The sequence below is a fragment of the Pseudoalteromonas sp. SA25 genome, from assembly GCF_011378705.1.
In the GTDB taxonomy this organism is placed as follows: domain Bacteria; phylum Pseudomonadota; class Gammaproteobacteria; order Enterobacterales; family Alteromonadaceae; genus Pseudoalteromonas; species Pseudoalteromonas arctica.
In genome coordinates this window covers 1-22,388 of record NZ_WTKV01000001.1, presented here as the reverse complement: position 1 = coordinate 22,388, position 22,388 = coordinate 1, and the positions used below count along the sequence as shown (strand labels likewise).

The 22,388-nt window shown below is 41.0% G+C and carries 21 protein-coding genes; 18 read left to right on the top strand and 3 right to left on the bottom strand.

The window, feature by feature from the left end:
* Positions 1-3: 3 nt before the first annotated feature.
* The 15 genes from rsmH to lpxC all read left to right on the top strand — a co-directional run bounded on the left by rsmH (position 4) and on the right by lpxC (position 17,257).
* A complete protein-coding gene (rsmH, locus tag GQR45_RS00105) occupies positions 4-942 on the top strand; it encodes a 16S rRNA (cytosine(1402)-N(4))-methyltransferase RsmH (protein ID WP_165724741.1) in 939 nt (312 codons plus the stop codon).
* Entirely contained in the window at positions 939-1,265 is a 327-nt protein-coding gene (gene ftsL, locus GQR45_RS00100; protein WP_007582915.1) for a cell division protein FtsL, read from the top strand. The genes rsmH and ftsL overlap by 4 nt, the downstream gene beginning before the upstream one ends.
* Positions 1,262-3,079, top strand: coding sequence for a peptidoglycan glycosyltransferase FtsI (locus tag GQR45_RS00095; RefSeq protein WP_010554293.1), 1,818 nt, complete (start codon positions 1,262-1,264; stop codon positions 3,077-3,079). Before ftsL ends, GQR45_RS00095 begins: the two co-directional genes overlap by 4 nt.
* Complete coding sequence (gene murE / locus GQR45_RS00090; RefSeq protein WP_165724740.1) at positions 3,072-4,550, top strand: UDP-N-acetylmuramoyl-L-alanyl-D-glutamate--2,6-diaminopimelate ligase; 1,479 nt, start codon at positions 3,072-3,074, stop codon at positions 4,548-4,550. The genes GQR45_RS00095 and murE overlap by 8 nt, the downstream gene beginning before the upstream one ends.
* Complete coding sequence (gene murF / locus GQR45_RS00085; RefSeq protein WP_165724739.1) at positions 4,547-5,929, top strand: UDP-N-acetylmuramoyl-tripeptide--D-alanyl-D-alanine ligase; 1,383 nt, start codon at positions 4,547-4,549, stop codon at positions 5,927-5,929. The genes murE and murF overlap by 4 nt, the downstream gene beginning before the upstream one ends.
* Positions 5,929-7,011, top strand: a complete 1,083-nt coding sequence (gene mraY, locus GQR45_RS00080) for a phospho-N-acetylmuramoyl-pentapeptide-transferase (protein ID WP_007582922.1) — start codon at positions 5,929-5,931, stop codon at positions 7,009-7,011. The genes murF and mraY overlap by 1 nt, the downstream gene beginning before the upstream one ends.
* The gene (gene murD, locus GQR45_RS00075) at positions 7,012-8,346 is read left to right on the top strand and encodes a UDP-N-acetylmuramoyl-L-alanine--D-glutamate ligase (RefSeq protein WP_010554296.1); all 1,335 of its coding nucleotides are present in this window, start codon (positions 7,012-7,014) and stop codon (positions 8,344-8,346) included. It begins immediately after the preceding gene.
* The gene (gene ftsW, locus GQR45_RS00070; protein ID WP_165724738.1) at positions 8,343-9,518 is read left to right on the top strand and encodes a cell division protein FtsW; all 1,176 of its coding nucleotides are present in this window, start codon (positions 8,343-8,345) and stop codon (positions 9,516-9,518) included. The genes murD and ftsW overlap by 4 nt, the downstream gene beginning before the upstream one ends.
* The gene (gene murG / locus GQR45_RS00065) at positions 9,515-10,591 is read left to right on the top strand and encodes an undecaprenyldiphospho-muramoylpentapeptide beta-N-acetylglucosaminyltransferase (RefSeq protein WP_007582929.1); all 1,077 of its coding nucleotides are present in this window, start codon (positions 9,515-9,517) and stop codon (positions 10,589-10,591) included. Before ftsW ends, murG begins: the two co-directional genes overlap by 4 nt.
* Positions 10,592-12,043, top strand: a complete 1,452-nt coding sequence (gene murC / locus GQR45_RS00060; protein ID WP_165724737.1) for a UDP-N-acetylmuramate--L-alanine ligase — start codon at positions 10,592-10,594, stop codon at positions 12,041-12,043. It begins immediately after the preceding gene.
* Positions 12,040-12,960: a D-alanine--D-alanine ligase gene (locus GQR45_RS00055; RefSeq protein ID WP_010554298.1), complete on the top strand. Its 921-nt coding sequence runs from the start codon at positions 12,040-12,042 to the stop codon at positions 12,958-12,960. The genes murC and GQR45_RS00055 overlap by 4 nt, the downstream gene beginning before the upstream one ends.
* A 1-nt stretch (position 12,961) precedes the next feature.
* Positions 12,962-13,741, top strand: a complete 780-nt coding sequence (locus tag GQR45_RS00050) for a cell division protein FtsQ/DivIB (protein WP_007582934.1) — start codon at positions 12,962-12,964, stop codon at positions 13,739-13,741.
* Positions 13,738-14,970, top strand: a complete 1,233-nt coding sequence (gene ftsA, locus GQR45_RS00045; RefSeq protein WP_007582937.1) for a cell division protein FtsA — start codon at positions 13,738-13,740, stop codon at positions 14,968-14,970. Before GQR45_RS00050 ends, ftsA begins: the two co-directional genes overlap by 4 nt.
* Positions 14,971-14,991: 21 nt before the next feature.
* Positions 14,992-16,239 (top strand): cell division protein FtsZ, encoded by a 1,248-nt coding sequence (gene ftsZ / locus GQR45_RS00040; RefSeq protein WP_007582938.1) that lies wholly within the window; start codon positions 14,992-14,994, stop codon positions 16,237-16,239.
* A gap of 106 nt (positions 16,240-16,345) precedes the next feature.
* A complete protein-coding gene (gene lpxC, locus GQR45_RS00035; RefSeq protein ID WP_007582940.1) occupies positions 16,346-17,257 on the top strand; it encodes a UDP-3-O-acyl-N-acetylglucosamine deacetylase in 912 nt (303 codons plus the stop codon).
* Between the two features lie 92 nt (positions 17,258-17,349).
* On the opposite strand, the gene yjjG is transcribed toward lpxC, so the two are convergent.
* The 3 genes from yjjG to GQR45_RS00020 form a co-directional block, all read right to left on the bottom strand.
* Positions 17,350-18,024 (bottom strand): pyrimidine 5'-nucleotidase, encoded by a 675-nt coding sequence (gene yjjG, locus GQR45_RS00030; RefSeq protein WP_165724736.1) that lies wholly within the window; start codon positions 18,022-18,024, stop codon positions 17,350-17,352.
* A 13-nt stretch (positions 18,025-18,037) separates the two neighbouring features.
* Positions 18,038-18,583: an inosine/xanthosine triphosphatase gene (gene yjjX / locus GQR45_RS00025; protein WP_121954449.1), complete on the bottom strand. Its 546-nt coding sequence runs from the start codon at positions 18,581-18,583 to the stop codon at positions 18,038-18,040.
* Positions 18,584-18,649: 66 nt separating this feature from the next.
* Positions 18,650-19,549: a phosphoribulokinase gene (locus tag GQR45_RS00020; RefSeq protein WP_007579904.1), complete on the bottom strand. Its 900-nt coding sequence runs from the start codon at positions 19,547-19,549 to the stop codon at positions 18,650-18,652.
* A gap of 157 nt (positions 19,550-19,706) precedes the next feature.
* Between GQR45_RS00020 and GQR45_RS00015 the strand changes: the two genes are divergently transcribed.
* The 3 genes from GQR45_RS00015 to GQR45_RS00005 all read left to right on the top strand — a co-directional run bounded on the left by GQR45_RS00015 (position 19,707) and on the right by GQR45_RS00005 (position 22,359).
* Positions 19,707-20,582: a hypothetical protein gene (locus GQR45_RS00015; protein WP_165724735.1), complete on the top strand. Its 876-nt coding sequence runs from the start codon at positions 19,707-19,709 to the stop codon at positions 20,580-20,582.
* 73 nt (positions 20,583-20,655) lie between these two features.
* Positions 20,656-21,021, top strand: coding sequence for a hypothetical protein (locus tag GQR45_RS00010; protein WP_007579906.1), 366 nt, complete (start codon positions 20,656-20,658; stop codon positions 21,019-21,021).
* 97 nt (positions 21,022-21,118) lie between these two features.
* Positions 21,119-22,359 (top strand): IS3 family transposase gene (locus GQR45_RS00005; RefSeq protein ID WP_240920078.1). Its coding sequence is split into 2 segments (ribosomal slippage): positions 21,119-21,482 and positions 21,482-22,359, totalling 1,242 coding nucleotides; the frame shifts between segments, so codons are not numbered across the junction.
* The last annotated feature ends 29 nt before the right edge of the window (positions 22,360-22,388 follow it).

The following is a 22,388-nucleotide window of genomic DNA, read 5'->3' as shown; positions in this document are numbered from 1 at the left end:
CTAATGACAGCGCAATTTGAACACGTATCCGTATTAATGGACGAAACCATCGATGCCCTCGCAATTAAGCCAGACGGTATATACATGGATGGTACGTTTGGACGTGGCGGCCACTCTGGACAAATTTTAGCACGCCTTGGTGATGAAGGTCGCTTGCAAGCAATTGACCAAGATCCACAAGCGATACAATCAGCCGAAAAATTTGCTGATGATCCACGTTTTGCGATTGCACATACTCGTTTTTCAAATTTATACGAAGTAGCAGAGCAGAACGATCTCATTGGTAAAGTGGATGGCATTTTATTAGACATTGGTGTCTCGTCGCCACAACTGGATGACGCTGCGCGTGGTTTTAGTTTCATGAAAGATGGGCCACTTGATATGCGCATGGACCCAACAACAGGTCGCAGTGCTGCGCAGTGGTTAGCAGAAGCTGAATTAGATGATATTACCCACGTAATAAAAAAACTGGGCGAAGAAAAGTTTGGTAAACGCATTGCACACAAAGTACTCGAAGTTCGTGAGCACACGCCAATCACAACAACCAAGCAACTTGCTGACCTTGTTGATGAAGCAGTACCGGTAAAAGATAAGTTTAAGCACCCTGCAACACGTACTTTTCAGGCGATTCGTATTTATATCAATAGCGAGCTTGAAGAGATTCAAACAGCGCTACAGTCTGCAGTTAAAGTGCTAAAGCCAGGCGGACGTTTAGTGGTGATTTCGTTTCACTCACTAGAGGATCGTATTGTAAAACAGTTTATTAGAAAACAGAGTAGGGGAGAAGTGTTACCCAGAGGTCTGCCTTTAACTGATGCACAAATAAATAAAAACCTGACGTTAAAAGCAGTGGGTAAGGCTGTTAAGCCAAGTACTGTTGAAGTAGAACGTAATCCACGTTCTCGTAGTTCTGTACTTAGGATTGCACAGAGGTTGGGATGAGTAAAAAAGCGAGCTATCGTCAACCCAATTTATTCTTTGAAATATTAAAAGGCCTAGGTGCTAACAAGCTAACCTCGGCCTTGTTGGTTGTGATATTCGCTTCTAGTTTAGCTGTTGTGCAAACAACACATTTAGCTCGTGGGCAACTTATAAAGCAAGATCAATTATTACAAGAACGTGATGAACTCGATTTAGAGTGGCGCTACTTACTTGTTGAAGAAGAATTTTATTCGCAACATGCACGCATTGAAGAAGTTGCTATATCACAATTAAAAATGAAACGACCTACGAGTCAAGATGAGCAGGTAATAATAGTACAATGAGAAATAGAGGCAAAAAACCAGTCACTAATTTAATCACATGGCGCTTTATGCTGGTGTGTACAGTTGTGTTTATGGTGTTTGTAACACTCGTATCTCGCGCTGCTTATTTACAAGTGATAGAACCTGATAAAGCACGTTCAGAAAGTGATAAACGTACGGTACGTGTTGAAAAACTGCATGTGCAACGCGGAATGATTTTTGACCGCAATGGTAAAGAATTAGCGGTAAGTGTGCCTGTGGTAAGTGTATATGCTGATCCTAAAGCATTACATAAATCGCTTGTTTCTAAAGTAATCAAACAAGCACGCAAAAGCGGCGAAGATCACTTATCTTTAACTGAAAACACTGTTGAGCTTGATAAACGTACTGCACTTTATTATAAAAACGATTTACGCTGGCGTGAGCTTGCAGATGTGCTGCGTATTGATCCTAAAAAGATTAATTCTCGACTCTTAAACGATCCTTCGCGTCGCTTTGTGTATTTAAAGCGCCAAGTTACTCCTGCCGTAGCAAATTATATTGGTGATTTACGCCTCCCTGGTATCCATTTACTAGATGAATCTAAACGCTACTACCCTGCAGGTGAAGTTACCGCGCATGTTATTGGTTTTACCAATATCGATGGCAAAGGCATTGAAGGTATTGAAAAACTATACGAAAACGCTTTAACGGGCGAGGAAGGCCGCCGTACCATTCGTAAAGACGCTCAAGGGCGTGAGGTAGAAGTACTTGACGAGCGTGAACGTGTAGAGCCAGAAAGTATAGAACTAAGTATTGATCAACGAATTCAAGCCATTGCGTACAAGGCCGTAAAATCAGCTGTACTGACTTATAAAGCCACATCGGGCTCAGCTATGGTAGTTGATGTTAAAACCGGTGAAGTACTGGCAATGGTAAATAGCCCTTCATTTAATCCAAACAACTTAAGCGATGCTGCACCTCATAAGCGTCGTAACCGCGCAATTACAGATTTGTTTGAACCAGGCTCAACTGTTAAGCCTCTAGCCATTTTGGCTGGGCTAGACTACGGCGCCATTCAGGCAGATGACACGATTGATACCTACCCAGGTTGGATGCGTTTAGGTGGTAGTTTAGTTAGAGATACTCGTAATCACGGCGAACTAACACTGCGCGAAATACTAAAGTACTCCTCAAACATGGGAGTTGCGAAGGTTACTCAGTTAGTGCCTAAAGATTACCTTGTTGGTTTATACCAAAAAGTAGGCTTTGGTAGTGATACTGGAACAGGCATGGTCGGTGAAAGCAGCGGTTTGTTTTATCCAAATCGTCGTTGGTCTGACTTTGAAATTGCCACTTTATCATTTGGTTATGCGATTTCGGTAAGTACTGCGCAAATGGCGCGCTTTTATACCATGTTAGGCGCTGGTGGAGTTAATCGACCACTGACTATTTTAAAGCAAGACAATATACCTGAAGGCGAACGTATTTTTAAACAAAAAGACGTAGAAGCCGTAGTCCATATGATGGAAAGTGTATTTGAAAAAGACGGCACTGCTCGCAACATAAAAGTTGATGGGTATCGTGCTGCTGGTAAAACAGGTACATCTAAAAAAGCCGTAGCAGGTGGTTATGGTGATGAATATGTAGGTTATTTTGCAGGTGTAGCACCGGCAAGTAATCCTCGTTTAGCCGTGGTAGTTATGATTAATGAACCAGGTGGTGATGTGTACTATGGAGGTGCCACCGCTGGCCCTGCATTTGCAGAAATCATCTCTAACGCATTAAGAATATTAAACGTAGCGCCTGACAAGGAAGAGGTTGCGTACGTACAAGGTAAAGATAACGATGCGTGATTTAAAGGATATTTTAAAATACATCGAAATAGATGCGCCCTCGCAACTGGTAAAGCATTTACGCCTTGATAGCCGTGAAGTAACGCCAGGTGATGTATTTGTTGCTATTAAAGGCCATTCACTTGATGGCGGACAATTTATTGCTAAAGCAATTGAAAATGGCGCAACAGCTATTATTGCTGACAGATTATGCGAATTTGAAACAAGTTTTGAGCCACTATATTTAGTTTCGGAGCTTGATAAAAAGCTTCCAGAATTAGCAAGTCGCTTTTATAGCCAGGCAAGTCAGGCTCTTGATTTAATTGGCGTGACAGGTACAAACGGTAAATCGACAACCACAGCAATGATTGCCCACTTAGCGCAATTTTGCAGTACTGATTCGGCTATTATTGGCACTTTAGGTTATGGTCATCCTGATAACTTAATTCCACTGATTAATACCACACCTTCAACGGTTGATTTACAGCATATTTTGAGCGATTTAAATTCGCAGCATAAAAAGCTGGTAGCCATGGAAGTGTCATCTCATGGATTAGTGCAGCAGCGTGTTGCTAAATGTCAGTTTAAAGCGGCTGTGTTTACTAATCTTTCGCGCGATCACTTAGATTACCATGGGGATATGGCAAGTTACGGTGATGCGAAACTAATGCTTTTCCGTGATTTTGAGCCGCAAGTTGTAGTGTTTAATCAAGATGATTCTCAAGCTGAGCAATGGCTTGAAAAGTATGATTTCAATAACTTAATCTGTTATGGCCGCAAAAACTTAGCCCCTAAGAATGCTCAGTACGTTTATTTTTCTGATGTTGAATATTCAAGTGAAGGTATTTCGGCGCAGTTATCGACTAGTTGGGGTGATATGTCGATTAAATCGCCTCTTTTTGGCGAATTTAATTTATATAACTTAACGGCCGCGGTCGCTACATTACTAGGGCTAGGTTATCCGCTTGAGCAGCTAGTTGCTGGTTGTGCGCAGTTACAGCCAGTCGCTGGTCGAATGCAAGCATTTAGTCAAGCTGGCATGCCAACGTGTGTTGTTGATTACGCCCATACACCCGATGCACTTGCACTTGCATTACAAGCATTGCAGTTGCATGTGCCAGGTGGTGTAAGTTGTGTATTTGGTTGCGGTGGTGACAGAGACAAAGGAAAGCGTGCATTGATGGCGCAAGCTGCAGAGCAAAACGCTAATAAAGTTATTATTACCAGTGATAACCCTCGCTCAGAAAACCCTGATGACATTATTGCAGATGTAGCTGGCGGTTTAACCCATCCTCAAAATGCACATTTAGAGGCTGATAGAGCAACTGCAATTCGTTTTGCTATAGAAAACGCTACAGCTGATGAGGTTATTTTGATTGCAGGTAAAGGCCACGAAGATTATCAAATTATAGGCGATAAGCGAATCGACTTTTGCGATCGCCGGTATGTACAAGAACAACTAAAAAAAGCAGTAAGAGGGATAACACAATGATCCCAATGGATTTTGATTGGTTAGCTAATGTGCTAACAACCGATTATCAAGGTGATAATCAACACGTGCTTAATATAAATACTGATACTCGTACAGTGTGCGATGGTGAAGTGTTTTTAGCACTGAAAGGGCCAAATTTTGATGGGCATAAATTTATAGCTGAGGCTAAACAAAAAGGCGCTATTGGCGCTATTGTTCAGCACAAAGTTGATGTAGATATTCCACAATTTATAGTAAGCGATACTCGTATTGCACTAGGTGCAATTGGCACCGCTGTTATGGCGCAAGTGGCGCCTAAAACAATTGCAATTACAGGTAGTGTAGGCAAAACCACCGTAAAAGAAATGTGTGCGGCAATTTTGTCGGTCCACGGTGATGTATTAGCGACTAAAGGTAATTTTAATAACGATATTGGTGTCCCACTTACGTTGTTGCGCTTAGAGCCTCAACATCGTTTTGCAGTAATTGAACTAGGTGCAAATCACTTAGGTGAAATTGCTTACACTACAGCAATGACAAAACCAGATGTAGCCGTTGTATGTAATGTTGCAGCAGCCCACTTAGAAGGTTTTGGTAGTTTAATGGGCGTCGCAAAAGCTAAAGGTGAGATTTTTGATGGCCTTAAAGATGACGGCGTTGCGATTGTTAACTGCGATAGTGAATTTAGCCAATATTGGTTAGATAAGCTTGAAGGGCGTAATGTTAAACGTTTTTCTACAACTGAAAAACTAGATATTTGGGCAGAGAACATCACGCTTGATGCCAATGCGCGTGCAAGCTTTACGCTTTGCACTAAAGATAAGCAGGTCCCTGTTACTTTGGCACTTCCGGGTAAGCACAATATTAGTAATGCACTTATCGCTGCTGCACTGACCAGTGAATTTAACGTAACCCTTGAAGAAATAGCCAATGCACTTGCCACAATGGCTGATGTAAAAGGGCGCGTTAATTTAATTGAAGTGTCTGATTTACTCACCGTGGTTGATGATACCTATAATGCCAATGTTAAGTCTGTAAAGGCTGCGATTGACTTGTTAAGTGATATGCAAGGTTACCGCATTTTAGCACTCGGAGATATGGGTGAGCTAGGTGAAGATGCACGTAAGTACCATCAAGAAGTTGGCGAGTATGCACTTGAGCAAGGGATTGATGAGTTATTTACATTAGGTGTATTAAGTAAATACGCAAGTGATGTGTTTGAACTACCTAATCGCCACTTTTCGAGCCGCGAACAGATGCAGCAAAAAATTCAAGAAAGTATTAATAAAGTGAATACTAAAACAACAATAGTAGTGAAAGGATCGCGCAGTTCTCGCATGGAATTATTAGTAACCGATTTAGTTAATGGCCAGCAACAAGCCATCAATGGAGTATCATAATGTTAGTTTGGCTGGCAGAGTATTTAACACAGTATTTTAGTGGTTTTCATGTTTTTTCGTATTTAACGCTACGTGCCATTTTAGGTATTTTAACTGCGCTAATTATGTCTCTTTATTTAGGACCTAAGTTAATTCGTGGTTTGCAACGTATGCAAATAGGCCAAACAGTTCGAGACGACGGTCCGCAATCGCATTTGTCTAAGTCGGGTACACCGACTATGGGTGGCTTACTTATTTTAGCGGCCATTTTTACCAGCACGCTACTTTGGGCCGATTTATCAAATAAATACGTATGGGCAACACTGTTTGTAATTGGCTCTTTAGGTATTGTTGGCTTTGTTGATGATTACCGTAAAGTTATTCGTAAAGATCCAAAAGGCTTAATTGCTAAGTGGAAGTACTTTTGGCAGTCGGTCATTGCATTAGTTGTAGCTACTGCTTTGTATTTTACCAGTGCACAAGCATCTGAAACATCACTTGTTGTTCCATTTTTTAAAGACGTGTTACCGCAATTAGGTTTGTTTTATATCGTGCTTACGTATTTTGCCATAGTAGGTACATCAAACGCGGTAAACCTGACCGATGGTTTAGATGGCTTGGCGATTGTGCCAATTATTTTAGTGGCTTCAGCGCTGGCAATTATTGCTTACTTAACAGGTAATATTAACTTTTCGGCTTACTTACATATTCCACATTTACCGCTGGCGAGTGAGCTTGTGGTTGTATGTACTGCCATTGTGGGCGCAGGGCTTGGCTTTTTATGGTTTAACACTTACCCAGCACAAGTATTTATGGGCGATGTTGGCTCATTAGCACTTGGTGGCGCATTAGGTATTATTGCTGTTTTAGTACGCCAAGAGTTACTGCTTATTATTATGGGCGGTGTATTTGTAATGGAAGCACTATCGGTGATATTACAAGTGGGGTCGTATAAATTACGCGGACAACGCATTTTTAGAATGGCGCCAATTCATCATCATTATGAATTAAAAGGTTGGCCAGAACCTCGCGTTATTGTGCGCTTTTGGATTATTTCTGTTGTGCTAGTGCTTGCTGGCTTAGCTACTTTAAAGATTCGATAAATGCAGTATTTAAACGAGATAAAAAACAAACAAATAACAGTGCTCGGACTCGGTGTAACCGGTCTGGGCATTGTGCGTTTTCTATTATCTCATGGCCTAACACCAAAGGTCGTTGATAGCCGAGTAACCCCGCCGGGGATTGATTGGTTAAAAGAGCACGCGCCAACTCTAGATACCCACTGCGGTAATTTGGATGACGCAGAGCTTTGTTCAAGCGATATGATTATTATAAGCCCTGGGCTTAGCTTAAAAATACCAGCTGTTGCAAATGCAATTAACGCAGGTGTTGAAGTGATTGGCGACGTTGAGTTATTTGCACGTATTAATTCAAAACCTGTTGTTGCAGTAACGGGCTCTAACGGTAAATCAACCGTGGTTACGCTCGCTTATGAAGTGTTAAAAGAAGCCGGCTATAAAGTTGCTTTGGGTGGGAATATTGGCACAGCGGTACTTGATTTACTCAATGATGATTTTGATGTGTATGTGCTTGAGTTATCGAGTTTTCAGCTAGATACCACAACGAGTTTAAAACCAGTAAGTGCAACGGTATTAAATGTGTCTGAAGATCACCTTGACCGCTACGACAGTTACCAAGCTTATATAGACTCAAAGCTTAGTATTTATAATTTCGCAGAGCTTATTGTTGTCAATGCAGACGATAGTCAAACACATCCTGTTGAGCGTGGTACGGCTCCTCTAATTAGCTTTGGTGCTCAACAAGGTGATTACCATTTAGCGCAGCACAATGGCGAAACTCACTTTATGGTTAAAGGCGATGCCTTTTTACCTGTTGATACACTTGCGGTAGTGGGTAAGCACAATTATTTAAATACGCTTGCAGTAATGGCGCTCTTAAGTCCGTTTGAAGTAAGCAAAGAGCAATATAAAAATGCGTTAGGTCAATTTAATGGGTTGGCTCATCGCTGCCAATTTGTAGCTGAGCTTAACGGTGTAAAGTATTTTAACGATTCAAAGGCAACTAATGTTGGAGCGACCATTGCTGCAATAGATAGTTTAGCTAGTGACGGTGAAAATCTGATTGTTATTGCTGGTGGCGATGCCAAAGGCGCTGATTTAAATGCGCTTAAACCTTACATAGAACAGCATGTAAAAGCATTAATTTGTTTTGGTAAAGATGCAAGTGACTTAGCTGCGATTACCAATAAGAGTTATTTAACTAACAATATGGAAGAAGCCGTTACTTTGGCCAAAGTACTTAGTAGTACAGGCAATATTGTTTTATTAGCACCCGCATGTGCCAGTATTGATATGTATAACAACTATATGCAACGCGGTGATGACTTTGTTCAGTGTGTAATGGCAGGGGCGTTATGATTGCTTTTGCCGATATAAGAGACGCATTAACACCTAAGCCTTCGGCGCAGTTATACGATGTACCGCTATTGTACTGCGTAATAATGCTAATTGGTGTTGGTTTTATCATGGTGACCAGCGCATCAATGCCTACCGCAGAGCGGTTATTTGATGACCCGTACCATATTACCATTCGCCACAGCATGTTTTTGGCAATGGCGTTTGTGCTTTTTTGGATAAGCGTTTGTGTGCCAATGGAGTGGTGGAAACGATCAAACCCTTATCTATTAATACTAGGCATGGTGCTATTAATAGCGGTATTGATTATTGGGCGCGAAGTAAACGGCGCTAAACGATGGATACCTATTGGACCTGTTGGTTTTCAGGTGGCTGAGGCCGCTAAGTTGTACTTTTTTAGTTATATTGCGGGTTATTTGGTAAGAAAACGTGAAGAAGTACAAGAAAATATTAAAGGCTTTGCAAAGCCAATTGCTGTATTTGCAGTGTATGCACTGCTTATTCTGCTGCAGCCAGATTTAGGCACAGTGGTTGTTATGTTTGTAACAACGGTTGGTTTATTGTTTTTAGCTGGTGCTAAGTTATGGCAGTTTTTTGTACTTATTTTAACGGGCGTTGGTCTGGTTGTATTACTTATTATTGTTGAACCCTATCGTATGGCACGTGTTGTTGGCTTTTTAGACCCTTGGGATGATCCTTTTGGAAAGGGTTATCAGTTGGTGCAATCGCTAATGGCATATAGCCAGGGGGGGTGGTTTGGCCAAGGCTTAGGTAACAGTGTACAAAAGCTACAATATTTACCTGAAGCACATAACGATTTTATTTTTGCCGTTATAGGTGAAGAACTTGGCTTAATAGGCGTTGCAAGTATTTTAGCTGTACTTGCGACCCTAGTATTTAGAGCGTTATTAATAGGCCAGCAGGCACTTAAATGTGGCAAAGAGTACGAAGGTTATTTTTCGTTTGCCATTGGTATTTGGTTTGCATTTCAAACCATGGTGAATGTAGGTGCGAGCGCGGGTATTTTACCGACGAAGGGTTTAACCCTGCCGTTTATTTCTTATGGTGGCTCAAGCTTATTAATTATGACGATTGCCACGGGTATTTTATTACGCGTAGATTTTGAAACCAAAATGGCAACCAAACAAGCCACCTCACGCGGAGGTAAGCGATGAGTAAAAAATTAGTAGTAGTGGCTGGTGGAACTGGCGGACACATTTTTCCCGGTATTGCAGTGGCCGATTATTTAAAACAGCAGGGCTGGCAAGTTAGCTGGATCGGCACACCAGATCGAATGGAAGCGAGCGTTGTACCTAAGCACAATATAGATATTGATTTTATTAACGTTAAAGGTGTTCGTGGTAACGGATTAAAGCGTCTTATTAAAGCCCCATTCATGGTAATTAATGCAGTATTGCAGGCGCGTAAGGTATTGAAAGAACAGCGTCCTGATGTAGTACTTGCAATGGGCGGTTATGTTACGGGGCCAACGGGAATTGCCGCAAAAAGTTTAGGTATCCCGCTGGTTATTCACGAGCAAAACGCTGTAGCGGGTATGAGCAATAAACTGCTAGCTAAGGTGGCTACACGAGTATTAGCTGCATTTCCAAGTGCTTTTGCACAGGGTCAAGCCGAGCTAGTAGGTAACCCAGTTCGCCAAAGCGTTATGAATATAGCCAAACGCGATGTATCAAGCCCTATTAATATTTTAGTAGTGGGCGGCTCGCTTGGTGCGCAAGTGCTTAATCAAACATTACCAGAAGCATTTAAAGTACTAAATAATACAGCTCCAATAAGTATATGGCATCAAACAGGTAAGGGTCATTTAACTACCGTAGAAGCCGCTTATAAAATGCATGCTTTTACAGGCAGTAATACAAAAATAGCTGAATTTATTGATGATATGGACGCAGCGTATAGCTGGGCTGACATTGTTGTTTGCCGTGCTGGTGCGTTAACTGTTAGCGAAATTGCAGCGGCAGGTAAAATGGCCGTTTTTGTTCCGTTTCCACATGCTGTGGATGACCATCAAACAGCGAACGCACAATATTTAGTGATGGCTAATGGCGCATTATTAATGCCACAAGGGCAGTTTAATAAACAATCAATTGTTGAACTATTAAGCCCGTATTTAGCCCAACCTTCATTAATTACTGAAATGGCTACAAATGCAAAAAAACAAGCCATTTTAGATGCCACAGCAAGCGTAGCAACGCACTGTGAGCAAGTAACAAATAAGAGAAAATAAGTGAAAGAAACGTCAGTACAAGAAAAACACACACGCCCTGCAATGCGCCGAATAGAAACCATTCACTTTATTGGTATTGGTGGAGCAGGTATGGGCGGTATTGCTGAAGTACTCGCTTTTGAAGGCTACCGTATTACTGGTTCTGACATTGCCCATAGCGCGATGACAGATCGTTTAATTAAAGCCGGTGCAGAAGTATTTATAGGCCATCATGAAAATAACGTGAAAGATGCCAATGTAGTGGTTGTTTCAAGCGCGATTGATGAAACAAATCCTGAAATTATTGCAGCCAAAGCCGCAAGAGTTCCTGTTGTTCGCCGCGCAGAAATGTTGGCTGAGTTAATGCGTTTTCGCCACGGTATAGCAATTGCGGGTACGCATGGTAAAACAACGACAACAAGCTTAATTGCGAGTATTTATGGACAAGCAGGGCTTGATCCAACCTTTATTATTGGTGGCTTGTTAAATAGCGCAGGTAGTAACGCAAAAGTAGGCAAAAGTGATTTCTTAATTGCAGAAGCTGATGAAAGCGACGCGTCGTTTTTACACTTACAGCCAATGGTCTCGGTGATCACAAATATTGAAGAAGATCACATGGATACTTATGGCGGCAGTCTTGAAAAAATGAAAGACACGTATGTAGATTTCATTCATAACTTGCCGTTTTATGGTTTAGCTGTTGTATGTATTGATTCTGAAGTTGCTGCTGAACTTATCCCGCGCTTTGGTCGCCCAGTTATTACGTATGGCGAATCGAAGGATGCTGATTATCGCATGAGCGACTTTAGCCAATCAGCTAATACATGCACATTTACAGTAACTAACAAGCAAGGTGAGTGTTTAACTGCCACGTTGAATATGCCAGGTAGACACAACGCACTTAATGCAACCGCTGCGATTGCTGTGGCAAAAGATCAAAACATTGCGAATCATGCAATTTTAGAAGCGCTGCAGAAGTTTGAAGGTATTGGTCGTCGTTTTCAACACTATGGTGAATTTGAAAACGAGCGTGGCAATGTGATGTTAGTTGATGATTACGGGCATCATCCTTCAGAAGTTGCAGCAACAATTGCAGCAGTACGTGAAGGTTGGCCTGATAAGCGTTTAGTAATGGTATATCAACCTCATAGGTTTTCTCGCACACGCGACTTATACGAAGATTTTGTAAAAGTACTTGCTGATGTAGATCAGTTGCTACTGCTTGATGTGTATAGCGCTGGGGAAGAGCCTATTGTAGGCGCAGATAGCAAAAGCTTATGCCGTAGCCTTCGTCAACGTGGCAAAGAGCCGCTGCATGTAGCAACAAATGCAGAGCTTGCAGGCGTTTTGGCCGCAAATTTACAAAATAATGATTTAGTATTAACCCAAGGCGCTGGTAATATAGGTCAGTTAGTTAAAACATTAGCTGCGACGGGTATGTCGATAGAAAAACTTAAGCAAGGTGAAGTATGACTCAGGTAAACACACAATTTGGTAAAGTAGCGGTACTGCTAGGTGGTAACTCAGCAGAACGTGAAGTGTCTTTACGATCGGGTCAGGCTGTTTTAAATGCGCTGCAAAATAGTGGCATTGATGCAATTGCATTTGACCCGCAAAGTCGTTCTTTGTGGGAGTTAAAAGAATTAAATGTAGAGCGCGTTTTTATTGCTTTGCATGGTCGTGGTGGCGAAGACGGAACTGTACAAGGTGCGCTTGAATTTATGAACCTGCCTTACACGGGCAGTAATGTACTGGGTTCAGCACTTGCTATGGATAAAGTACGTTGTAAGCACTTATTTAAATCAGCGGGTTTAAGCACTGCACCTTATGCCGTAGTTGACGCTAAAAAAGGCTTTGATGCTGCAGCTATTATGGGTGAGTTTAAAAAGGTAATGGTTAAGCCATCGCACGAAGGCTCAAGCATAGGTATGGCGCAAGCAAGTACAGCACAAGAACTTGAAGACGCACTAGCTAATGCATTTAAGTTTGATAATCAAGTGCTTGTAGAGCAGTGGATCACGGGACGTGAATTCACAGTTACAGTGCTTGGCGATGAAGTACAACCAGTCATTGAGATGACGACACCTAATGGTTTTTACGATTACCAAGCTAAGTATCAATCAAATACAACGCAGTATCATTGCCCTGCAGATTTATCAGAGCAAGATACTAAGTACTTACAAGCTATATCGCTAGATGCATTTGATTTAGTGGGCGCAAGTGGTTGGGGCCGTGTTGATGCGATGCAAGACGAGCAAGGTAACTTTTATCTCCTTGAAGTAAATACAGTACCAGGCATGACTGAAAAGTCGTTAGTGCCAATGGCGGCAAAAGCGAATGGGGCAACTTTTGAACAATTAGTTGTTCGCATTTTAGAGCAAACGCTTTAATATGCATCCCCTTTTAGAAAAAGCTCAAGAAATCAAACTGAAGCTTAATTGGTCTCTGATTTTTGGTGTGAGCTTTTTTCTGATAGTTGTAATTGGCTTAGTGCAAATTACGACAGGTGTATCGGATTGGTTAGTTGAAAACAAAGATGCTCAAATTAAGCACCTTACAGTGCAAGGGCAGCCTAAATACACAGATGAAACGGCAATTATAAAAGCGATTAAAAAAGCCGATTTAAGTAGTTTTTTTGAACTTGATGTTAAGCATGTGCAGCAGCTAGTTCAAGACTTACCCTGGGTTGCTACCGCTTCGGTGCGTAAACAATGGCCTGATACTATACAAGTATATGTTGTTGAACATGAAGTAGTAGCACATTGGAATAGCGACTTATTGCTCAACCAAAGTGGTCAAGCATTTCAAGCCAGCAGCGATAAGTTAGATGATGACTTACCGCAGTTATACGGCCCAGAAGGCAGCGAAGAAGAAGCGTGGATTGCTTTTAAGCAATTTGATGAAATGCTAAAAGTTAACGGCTTAACGTTAACAAGTTTGGCATTGTCGGAGCGTTTTTCGTGGCAACTATGGCTAGATAACGGAATACGTTTAAATTTAGGACGTAAAGATAAAGCCAAGCGTGTACAACGTTTTATAGACGTTTATCCACGAATGGAACAACGTGCAGATGCACAAGTAGATACAATAGATTTACGGTATGATACCGGCCTTGCAGTCAGCTTTAAGCCAGTGCAAGAAGAACAATTACAAAATAAGAGTAAGGCATGACTAAGTCAGCAGAAAGAAACCTAGTAATAGGGTTAGACGTTGGCACCTCGAAAGTGGTTGCCACGGTAGGTGAAATCACCGCAGATAACAAGCTCAGCATTGTTGGTGTGGGCAGCCAAGTATCTCATGGTATGGATAAAGGCGGCGTTAACGATTTAAACTTAGTGTCTGAGTCTATTCGCCGAGCAATAGACGAAGCCGAGTTAATGGCTGATTGTCGTATTAGCTCTGTGTACTTGGGTATTTCTGGCAAACATATACAGTGTCAAAATGAAAGTGGCGTGGTGGCAATTAATAACACTGAAGTCACTGACGAAGACATTGAAAATGTAATTCATATTGCGCGTTCTGTGCCTATTTCGGCAGAACGTAAAATGCTGCATGCATTGCCGCAAGAATACAGTATCGACATGCAAGAGGGCATTAAAAACCCACTTGGTATGAGTGGTGTTCGTATGGAAGCGCGTGCACACATTATTACGTGTTCAAACGATATGGCAAAAAATATCGAGAAATGCGTAGAGCGCTGTGGTCTTGAAGTCGATCAACTTATCTTTACTGCATTAGCGTCATGTTATTCTGTACTAACAGATGACGAAAAAGAGCTAGGTGTTGCAGTACTTGATATTGGTGGCGGCACTATGGATATCACCATTTATATTAATGGCGCACTTCGTCACTCTGCGGTTATTCCAGTGGCGGGTAACCAAGTTACTGGTGATATTGCAAAAATATTTCGCACACCTATATCACATGCCGAGTCACTCAAAGTACAATATGCATGTGCTAGTAGCCAAATGGCAAGTAGCGAAGACACAATTGAAGTACCAAGTGTAGGCGGACGACCAGCAAGGTTAATGTCGCGCCATACATTATCTGAGGTGGTAGAGCCTCGTTTTAGAGAATTATTTGAGCTTGCGATGGAAGAAATTCGTCGTTCAGGCTTAGAAGACCAAATTGCGGCAGGTCTCGTTATTACAGGCGGAACTGCTAAAATGACTGGCGCGATGGAAGTGGCAGAAGACATCTTCCAAATGCCAGTAAGAATAGGCAAACCAATCGGGATGGTTGGTTTGACAGACTATGTAGATGATCCTTCGTACGCAACCGCTGTTGGTTTGTTACAATACGGGCGTACCATGCAATCGATGAATGCACAAAAGTCGAAAGCAGAGGATAACAATAATTGGTGGAACCGCATTACTAAATGGTTCCAAGGCGAGTTTTAAGACTCAAGTCGGAGAGTAAACATGTTTGATATAATGGAACAACACAGCGAAGAAGCTGTAATAAAAGTAATCGGCGTGGGCGGTGGTGGCGGTAACGCTGTTGAGCACATGGTTAAACAACAAATAGAAGGCGTGCGTTTTATAGCCGCAAATACGGATGCGCAAGCATTACGTAACTCTGCTGCCGATATTACAGTTCAGCTAGGCACGCAAATAACCTCTGGGTTGGGTGCGGGCGCAAACCCTGAAGTAGGCCGTAAGTCGGCTGAAGAAGATGCAGATACAATTCGTGCCAGTCTTGAAGGCGCCGATATGGTATTTATTGCAGCCGGTATGGGCGGCGGTACAGGTACTGGTGCAGCACCGGTAGTCGCTAAAATTGCTAAAGAACTCGGTATTTTAACCGTTGCAGTTGTAACACGTCCTTTTGATTTTGAAGGTAAAAAACGTGCAGCAGCCGCTGAACAAGGCATTAACGAATTGTCAGAAATTGTAGATTCACTTATTACAATTCCGAACAATAAATTGCTTAAAGTTTTAGGAAAAGGGACTACACTTCTAGATGCCTTCGCTAAAGCTAATGACGTATTATTTGGTGCGGTACAAGGTATAGCAGAGCTAATTACACGTTCTGGTTTAATTAACGTGGATTTCGCCGATGTTAGAACTGTAATGTCTGCAATGGGTACTGCAATGATGGGAACGGCGTCTGCGTCAGGTCCTGATCGTGCACAAGAAGCAGCAGAAGCCGCTATCTCAAGCCCACTACTAGAAGACGTTGATTTAACAGGTGCTAAAGGTATCTTAGTTAATATCACCGCAGGTATGGACATTGCGATTGAAGAATTTGAAATTGTTGGTAATCACGTTAAAGCACTTGCGTCAGAAAACGCAACGGTTGTTGTTGGTGCGGTAATCGACCCAGAAATGACTGATGAGCTACGTGTGACGGTTGTTGCAACTGGCTTAGGCGGCGATCGTCGTCCACAGTTTGGTATTGTTGATAACGGCTTTAAAAAAGCATCAGGTTCTGATGTTGCAAGCACATCAAACCAAACGAGCAGTATGTACGTACCAAGCTTTGCAAGCCAAGATACAAACACTGAAGAAAACACTGCTAAAGCGCAAACGCAAAGCAAAGAAAAAGCGCCTACAACTAGTTCAAGCAGTGCATCGAGCTCTTCAGCACAAAACAGTAAAAAAGCGGATAAATCAGAAGGTGGTGATTATTTTGATATCCCCGCTTTTTTACGTAAGCAGGCTGATTAACATTTAATAATACTTTTGTTTGAAATATGTACAAATATTGAAAGGCAAAAGGATTTATGTTAAAATCCGCCATATAACTGTAACTGATTTAAAAGTGAGCATACCTATGATTAAACAGCGTACGATTGCAGAAGTAGTCAAAGCCATAGGAATTGGACTTCATAAAGGTGAGAAGGTCACAATAACTCTCCGACCTGCGAGCGCAAATACTGGGATTGTATTTCGTCGTGTCGACCTTGATCCGGTTGTTGATTTTGAAACAACACCTGAAGCCGTTGGTGATACGCAGTTGTGTACCTGTTTAATTAACAAAGATGGTGTTCGCTTATCGACTACTGAGCATCTTATTGCAGCCGTTGCTGCAATGGGAATTGATAATCTAATTGTAGAATTAGATAGCTCAGAAGTGCCGATTATGGATGGTAGTGCATTACCATTCATATATCTGTTACAAAAAGGCGGAATTGAAGAGCAAAACGTTGCTAAACGCTTTATCCGTATTAAAGAAAAAGTACGCATTGAAGAAGGTGATAAGTGGGCTGAAGTTGAACCATATGATGGTTTTCATATCGACTTTGAGATTGCATTTAACCACCCAGCTATCAATGAAAGTCGCCAACGTATTGGGTTGGATATAACAACGCAAAGCTTTATTGAAGAAATTAGCCGTGCGCGTACTTTTGGATTTATGAAAGATATTGAATACATGCATGCAAACAACCTAGCGCTAGGTGGTAGCATGGATAGTGCTGTGGTACTTGATGAGTTCAAAGTTTTAAATCCTAACGGTTTGCGTTATAGCGACGAGTTTGTTAAGCACAAGATATTAGACTGTGTTGGTGACATGTTTATGACAGGCCATAACCTTTTAGGTAAAGTAACTGCATTTAAATCGGGTCATGATTTAAATAATAAATTACTTCGTAAAATTATGGCTACAGAGTCAGCATGGGAGTGGGCAACATTTGAAACGCCTGTGACGATGCCTGCACCCGGTCTTGAGTTAGCTCCAGCCTAAAAGCAGTAAAAGAGCAGCTCGAAAAACAGTTATAAAAAATGACGCTAATTAGCGTCATTTTTTTGTGTGAAATTTAATAGCTCTATACTTTATTATAGCTCCAAAAGAGCTTGTAACTGATTTAAACTAGCTACGGTATAGGTTGGCTTTATTCCGTCGGCTAATTGCTCACCAGGGTGCTGTAACCAGCAAGTATCAATACCAACATTGTTGCCGCCAAGTATGTCACTTGCAGCAGTATCACCCACCATAAGTATCTCGCTTTTATCTGGGTTACCCATTAGCTCAAATGTGTGCTCGAAAATCGCTTTATTCGGTTTTGCTATACCTACAAGTTCAGATATAACTAACCATTCAAACATATCTTTTAAGCCAGTATGCTCAAGGCGTACGGTTTGTAAGCGGGCAAAACCGTTAGTAATAATACCTAATCTAGCATTTGGCTTAAGTTTATTTAAAAGCTCAATAGCACCAGGTAATGGCTCGCAAATTTGCGCCATAGAATCTAAAAAAGCATCGTTTAGCTCTTTTGCTGGCACATTAAGTTTTGAAGCCCACTCATTAAAGCGTGTCACTTGTAAGTAATCTGCGCTAATAGTGCCATTTTGATAATCAACCCACAGCTGCTTATTGGTTTTTTGATAATGAATATAATCGTCTTGGCTAAAATCTACGTTGTAAGCTTTAAACATGCGAGTCATGCCCGCTAAAATATCAAACCTAAATAAGGTTTCGTCTGCATCAAACAATACATAGTTGTACTTCATTAAACTTCCTAAATTAATTTGTTTGGCCGTATAGCTCAGGGTGTAAAAAAGGCGCCATAGCTAAAGTGAGTGCTTGTGTATAGGTACTTTCGCGCGTGGCATGATTGTTGGTAAGTAGACCAATAGCGCCACCTTTTTGTTTAACGTTGGTGGTATTAAATGCTTTGTCCATTACATCGCCAAGTTCTTCACCTTTAAGTAATGCATTATAAAGTACTTGGGGTAGAGGAAGGTTGCTGCTACGCCCTACAACTTGATTTAAGGCATTATCAATAACTACGTAAGCAAAGGTTGCTGCACCATAGCTAAATTGCTCAGCACCGCCTTCCATTGCAACGTAATAGTGAGCTTGGTGGTGCTCTTTGCAATAATTAACACGGTTTTGCGCGCCAATACGTGTTTCGTCTTCGCCAATAGGCTGATCGGGCACGTCTGAGGGAGCATTCACACCTTCACAGTCAATGATACATTCTGGAAAATACATAGTAAAAATATGTTTAGCGGCATTTATTTTTACAGGATTTTTAGAACCGACAATAATTTTTAATTGTTGTGACATGCTGATCTCACCTTGAGCAAAATCAGCAGTGTACGTGAGTTAGCTTTAACAAAAAAGAGTCGGTAATCAAATAGGTAAATCGAGTGGTGCTAGGTTTTCCAGTGCACGCTTTTTCAAAATAATATCTTTAATTAATGGGGTAAGCACAAGCTCCATAGCCAAGCCCATTTTACCGCCTGGTACTACAAGTGTATTTATACGAGACATAAAACTGCCTTCGATCATCCGTAAATAATAAGGAAAATCAACATCATCAATACCCCTAAAGCGAATAACTACAAAGCTTTCATCAAGAGATGGAATATCTTTGGCGCTAAATGGATTTGAGGTATCAACAGTAGGCACCCGCTGAAAATTAATATGGGTACGAGAAAACTGCGGGGTAATATGATTTATATAGTCATCCATACTGCGCACAATAGAGCCCATAACCGCTTCGCGAGAATGGCCTCGTTCGGATGTGTCGCGTATTAATTTTTGAATCCACTCAAGGTTAATAATTGGAACCATGCCTATTAATAAATCGACATGCTTTGCAACGTCTACATCTTGATCAACTACGCCGCCGTGTAACCCTTCATAAAACAATATATCAGTATTACTATCAAGGTCTTGCCAAGGAGTAAATGTACCCGGTAATTGATTATATGGGACGGCTTCATCAAAGGTGTGTAAGTATCGGCGTAACTTACCTTGGCCTGTTTCACTATAGTTTTCAAACAACGCTTCTAAAGCACCAAAGTCATTTGCTTCTCGGCCAAAGTAACTAATGTGTTTATTCTCTTGTTGTGCTTCACGTACTTTTTTATCCATTTCAGGGCGAGTGTAACGATGAAAGCTATCTCCTTCGATAAAAGCCGCTTCAATATTAAGGCTACGGAAAATATGTTTAATTGCATTGGTTGTGGTGGTTGTACCCGCACCAGACGAACCCGTAATCGCAATAATAGGATTTTTAGCTGACATGTTAATTCTCTTTTTTAGGACCAGGTTTTATAACCAGACTAAACTTAACATTATTTTAAGCCGTTTGGGTATCTTGAGAGTTGACTGACTTAGCTCAAGTGACGTCATCAGCAAATAACGTTATCATGAGGTGCTTAAAATTAAAACGAGAGAAAGCATGAAACTTATTAAACCATTACTTGGGATATTTTCTATAGCAGCGCTTAGCCCAATTATGGCGCAGGCTAGCATGCCAAAAAGCCAAGTATTACTTGCTGATTTAAATACGCCTTATGGGGTACAAGTTAATATAGTGAGTGATAAAAACAGTTATAACAACCAACCGCACTTAACAAGTACAGGTTTATACTTTACTCATGAGGTGATTGCAGGTGAGCAAAGCCAAACCGATATTGCTTATTACGATTTAACATCAAAAAAAGTTATTAATATCAGTAACTCTCCCGTAAGCGAATATTCACCAACGGTTATGCCAAGTGGTGATGCAGTATCAGCGATTGTTGTAGAGGCAGATGGTAAGCAAAAACTGTGGCAATACCCACTCAAAATCGAAGATGCGCCAAGTCGTATTTTTGATTGGATTGAACCTGTTGGGTACCATGCATGGGGTGTTCAAAATGATTTAGTAATGTTTATTTTAGGAAAGCCTCATACTCTTCAATATACTTCTGTTGCACAAGCGAAGGGGAAAATAGCTGCCAGTAATATTGGCCGAACGCTTATTTATAACAACTCTACAGCTGCATTTTTATTTAGTTACACTAAAAACGAGCAACATATTTTAGCGAGTTTTAATCCACAGGATAAACAAGTTGAAGACCTACTAAGGTTACCTGCTCAAGTTCAAGATTTTATTTTGAAAGATGATGAAACTATCGCTTATGCTATTAAAAACCGCGTTTATCAGCGTAAACTTGATGGAAGTGATGAAGTATCGCAATGGCTTAATTTAAGCACCTACTGCGAAACAAATATAACAAGAATGAGTTACAACAATGAAAAACTCGCTTTTGTATGTGATATAACGCAGTAAAGCAGACAAATAAATTCAGATTTTATTGTGTATGCGTTAATCTAATACGCAAATTAACTAATAGGGATTACACGTGGCTTATAGTGCAGACGAGCTGACAGAACAGCTCATTAAATTACAGTGCAGAAGTAATTTTAAGATTAAAAATATTGCAGAGTACATGTTAGTAAACTCTAAAGAAGCATTTTATACCCACAGCGAAAGCGGCAAGGGTAAAATAGTAATTCGGCCCGCATTTGAAGTATTTAGCGATGATTTTAGTGATATTGATGGCGTAACGCGTGCGCAAGGCTACTTTCATAGCAGCGAGATGACACGCTTTCCTACACGTATTTTTAAAAGTGCTCAGCCTATTCACTACGGTGTGGCGTTTAAAATAAATTCTGAGCAAGCAGCCAAAGACTTTATAGCCAAGCTAACGATGATTATTGGTAACTAGTAAAACATAAACGTAAAAAGCCGCTGAATTTATATTCAGCGGCTTTTGTGTTTTTATTGTCTCGTCCTGAAATGTGTTTACACATTTAGGATTTATTATGACCAAGTCAAATAATACACCGATCAAACGAACACAACGAGATTATTCATTAGGCTTTAAATTACAAGTTGTCGACGCTGTAGAAAAAGGCGATATGACTTATAAACAAGCCCAAAAAATTTATGGCATACAAGGTCGTTCTACCGTGCTTACTTGGTTAAGAAAACACGGTAAGATGGATTGGACTCAATCACCTAAGATAACTATGCCTACATCACCTAAAGCCAAAGAAAGTCCCGCTCAAAAAATAAAACGCCTCGAGCGAGAGCTTGAAGATGAGCACTTACGTAACCTGTTACTCAATGAAGTGGTTAATATCCTTGACGCTGAGCATGGAACAAGCCTTCGAAAAAAGTATATTGCCAAGGAGCAAGAAGCCTTCAAAAGCAAAAAATAGTTAGCTTAGAACGTGCTTGCATGCTGCTTGGTATAACGAGACAAGCGATATATCAACGAGAGAGCAGAGCTAAACTGCGTGCTATTGAACTAGCACCAGTTAAAGCGATGGTATTGGAAATACGACGTTTTATGCCGCGCTTAGGTGGAAGAAAGTTGTATTTTTTACTTAAACCAAAATTCATAGAGCGAGGCATAAGTTTAGGTCGAGACGCTTTTTTTAGTTATTTGAAAAATGAACGTTTATTGGTTAAACCTAAGCGTAGTTACATTAAAACTACTTTTAGTAAACATTGGATGAAAAAGCATCCTAACTTGCTAAAAGATGTGCAACCATCGCGGCCAGAAGAGGTTTTTGTAAGCGATATAACCTATGTTCAATCAGAGCAAGGTGTTCACTATCTATCGCTAGTAACTGATGCGTATAGTCGCAAAATTATGGGTTATGAACTCAGTGATGAAATGAAGGCGACAGATGTTGTTAAGGCATTAGATATGACAATCAATAATCGTCAGTATCAATGTAGTACGATTCATCATTCAGATAGAGGGTTGCAGTATTGCTCGCAGGTATATCAAATAAAGCTTAATGAAAATGGCATTATTCCATCAATGACCGATGGCTATGACTGCTATCAAAATGCACTGGCGGAGCGTATTAACGGCATATTGAAGCAGGAGTTCTTACTCTATAAATGCCAAAATCTAAAAGAGCTACGTGAACTCGTCGAAGAATCAATATTAATATACAATGAAATGAGGCCGCATTTGAGTTTGGGAATGAAAACACCAAACCAAGTGCACAAAAAAAGCCAGGAGCAAAAGCTACTGGCCTTCAATTAAAACCGTCAACGTATTTTAGGACGGGACAT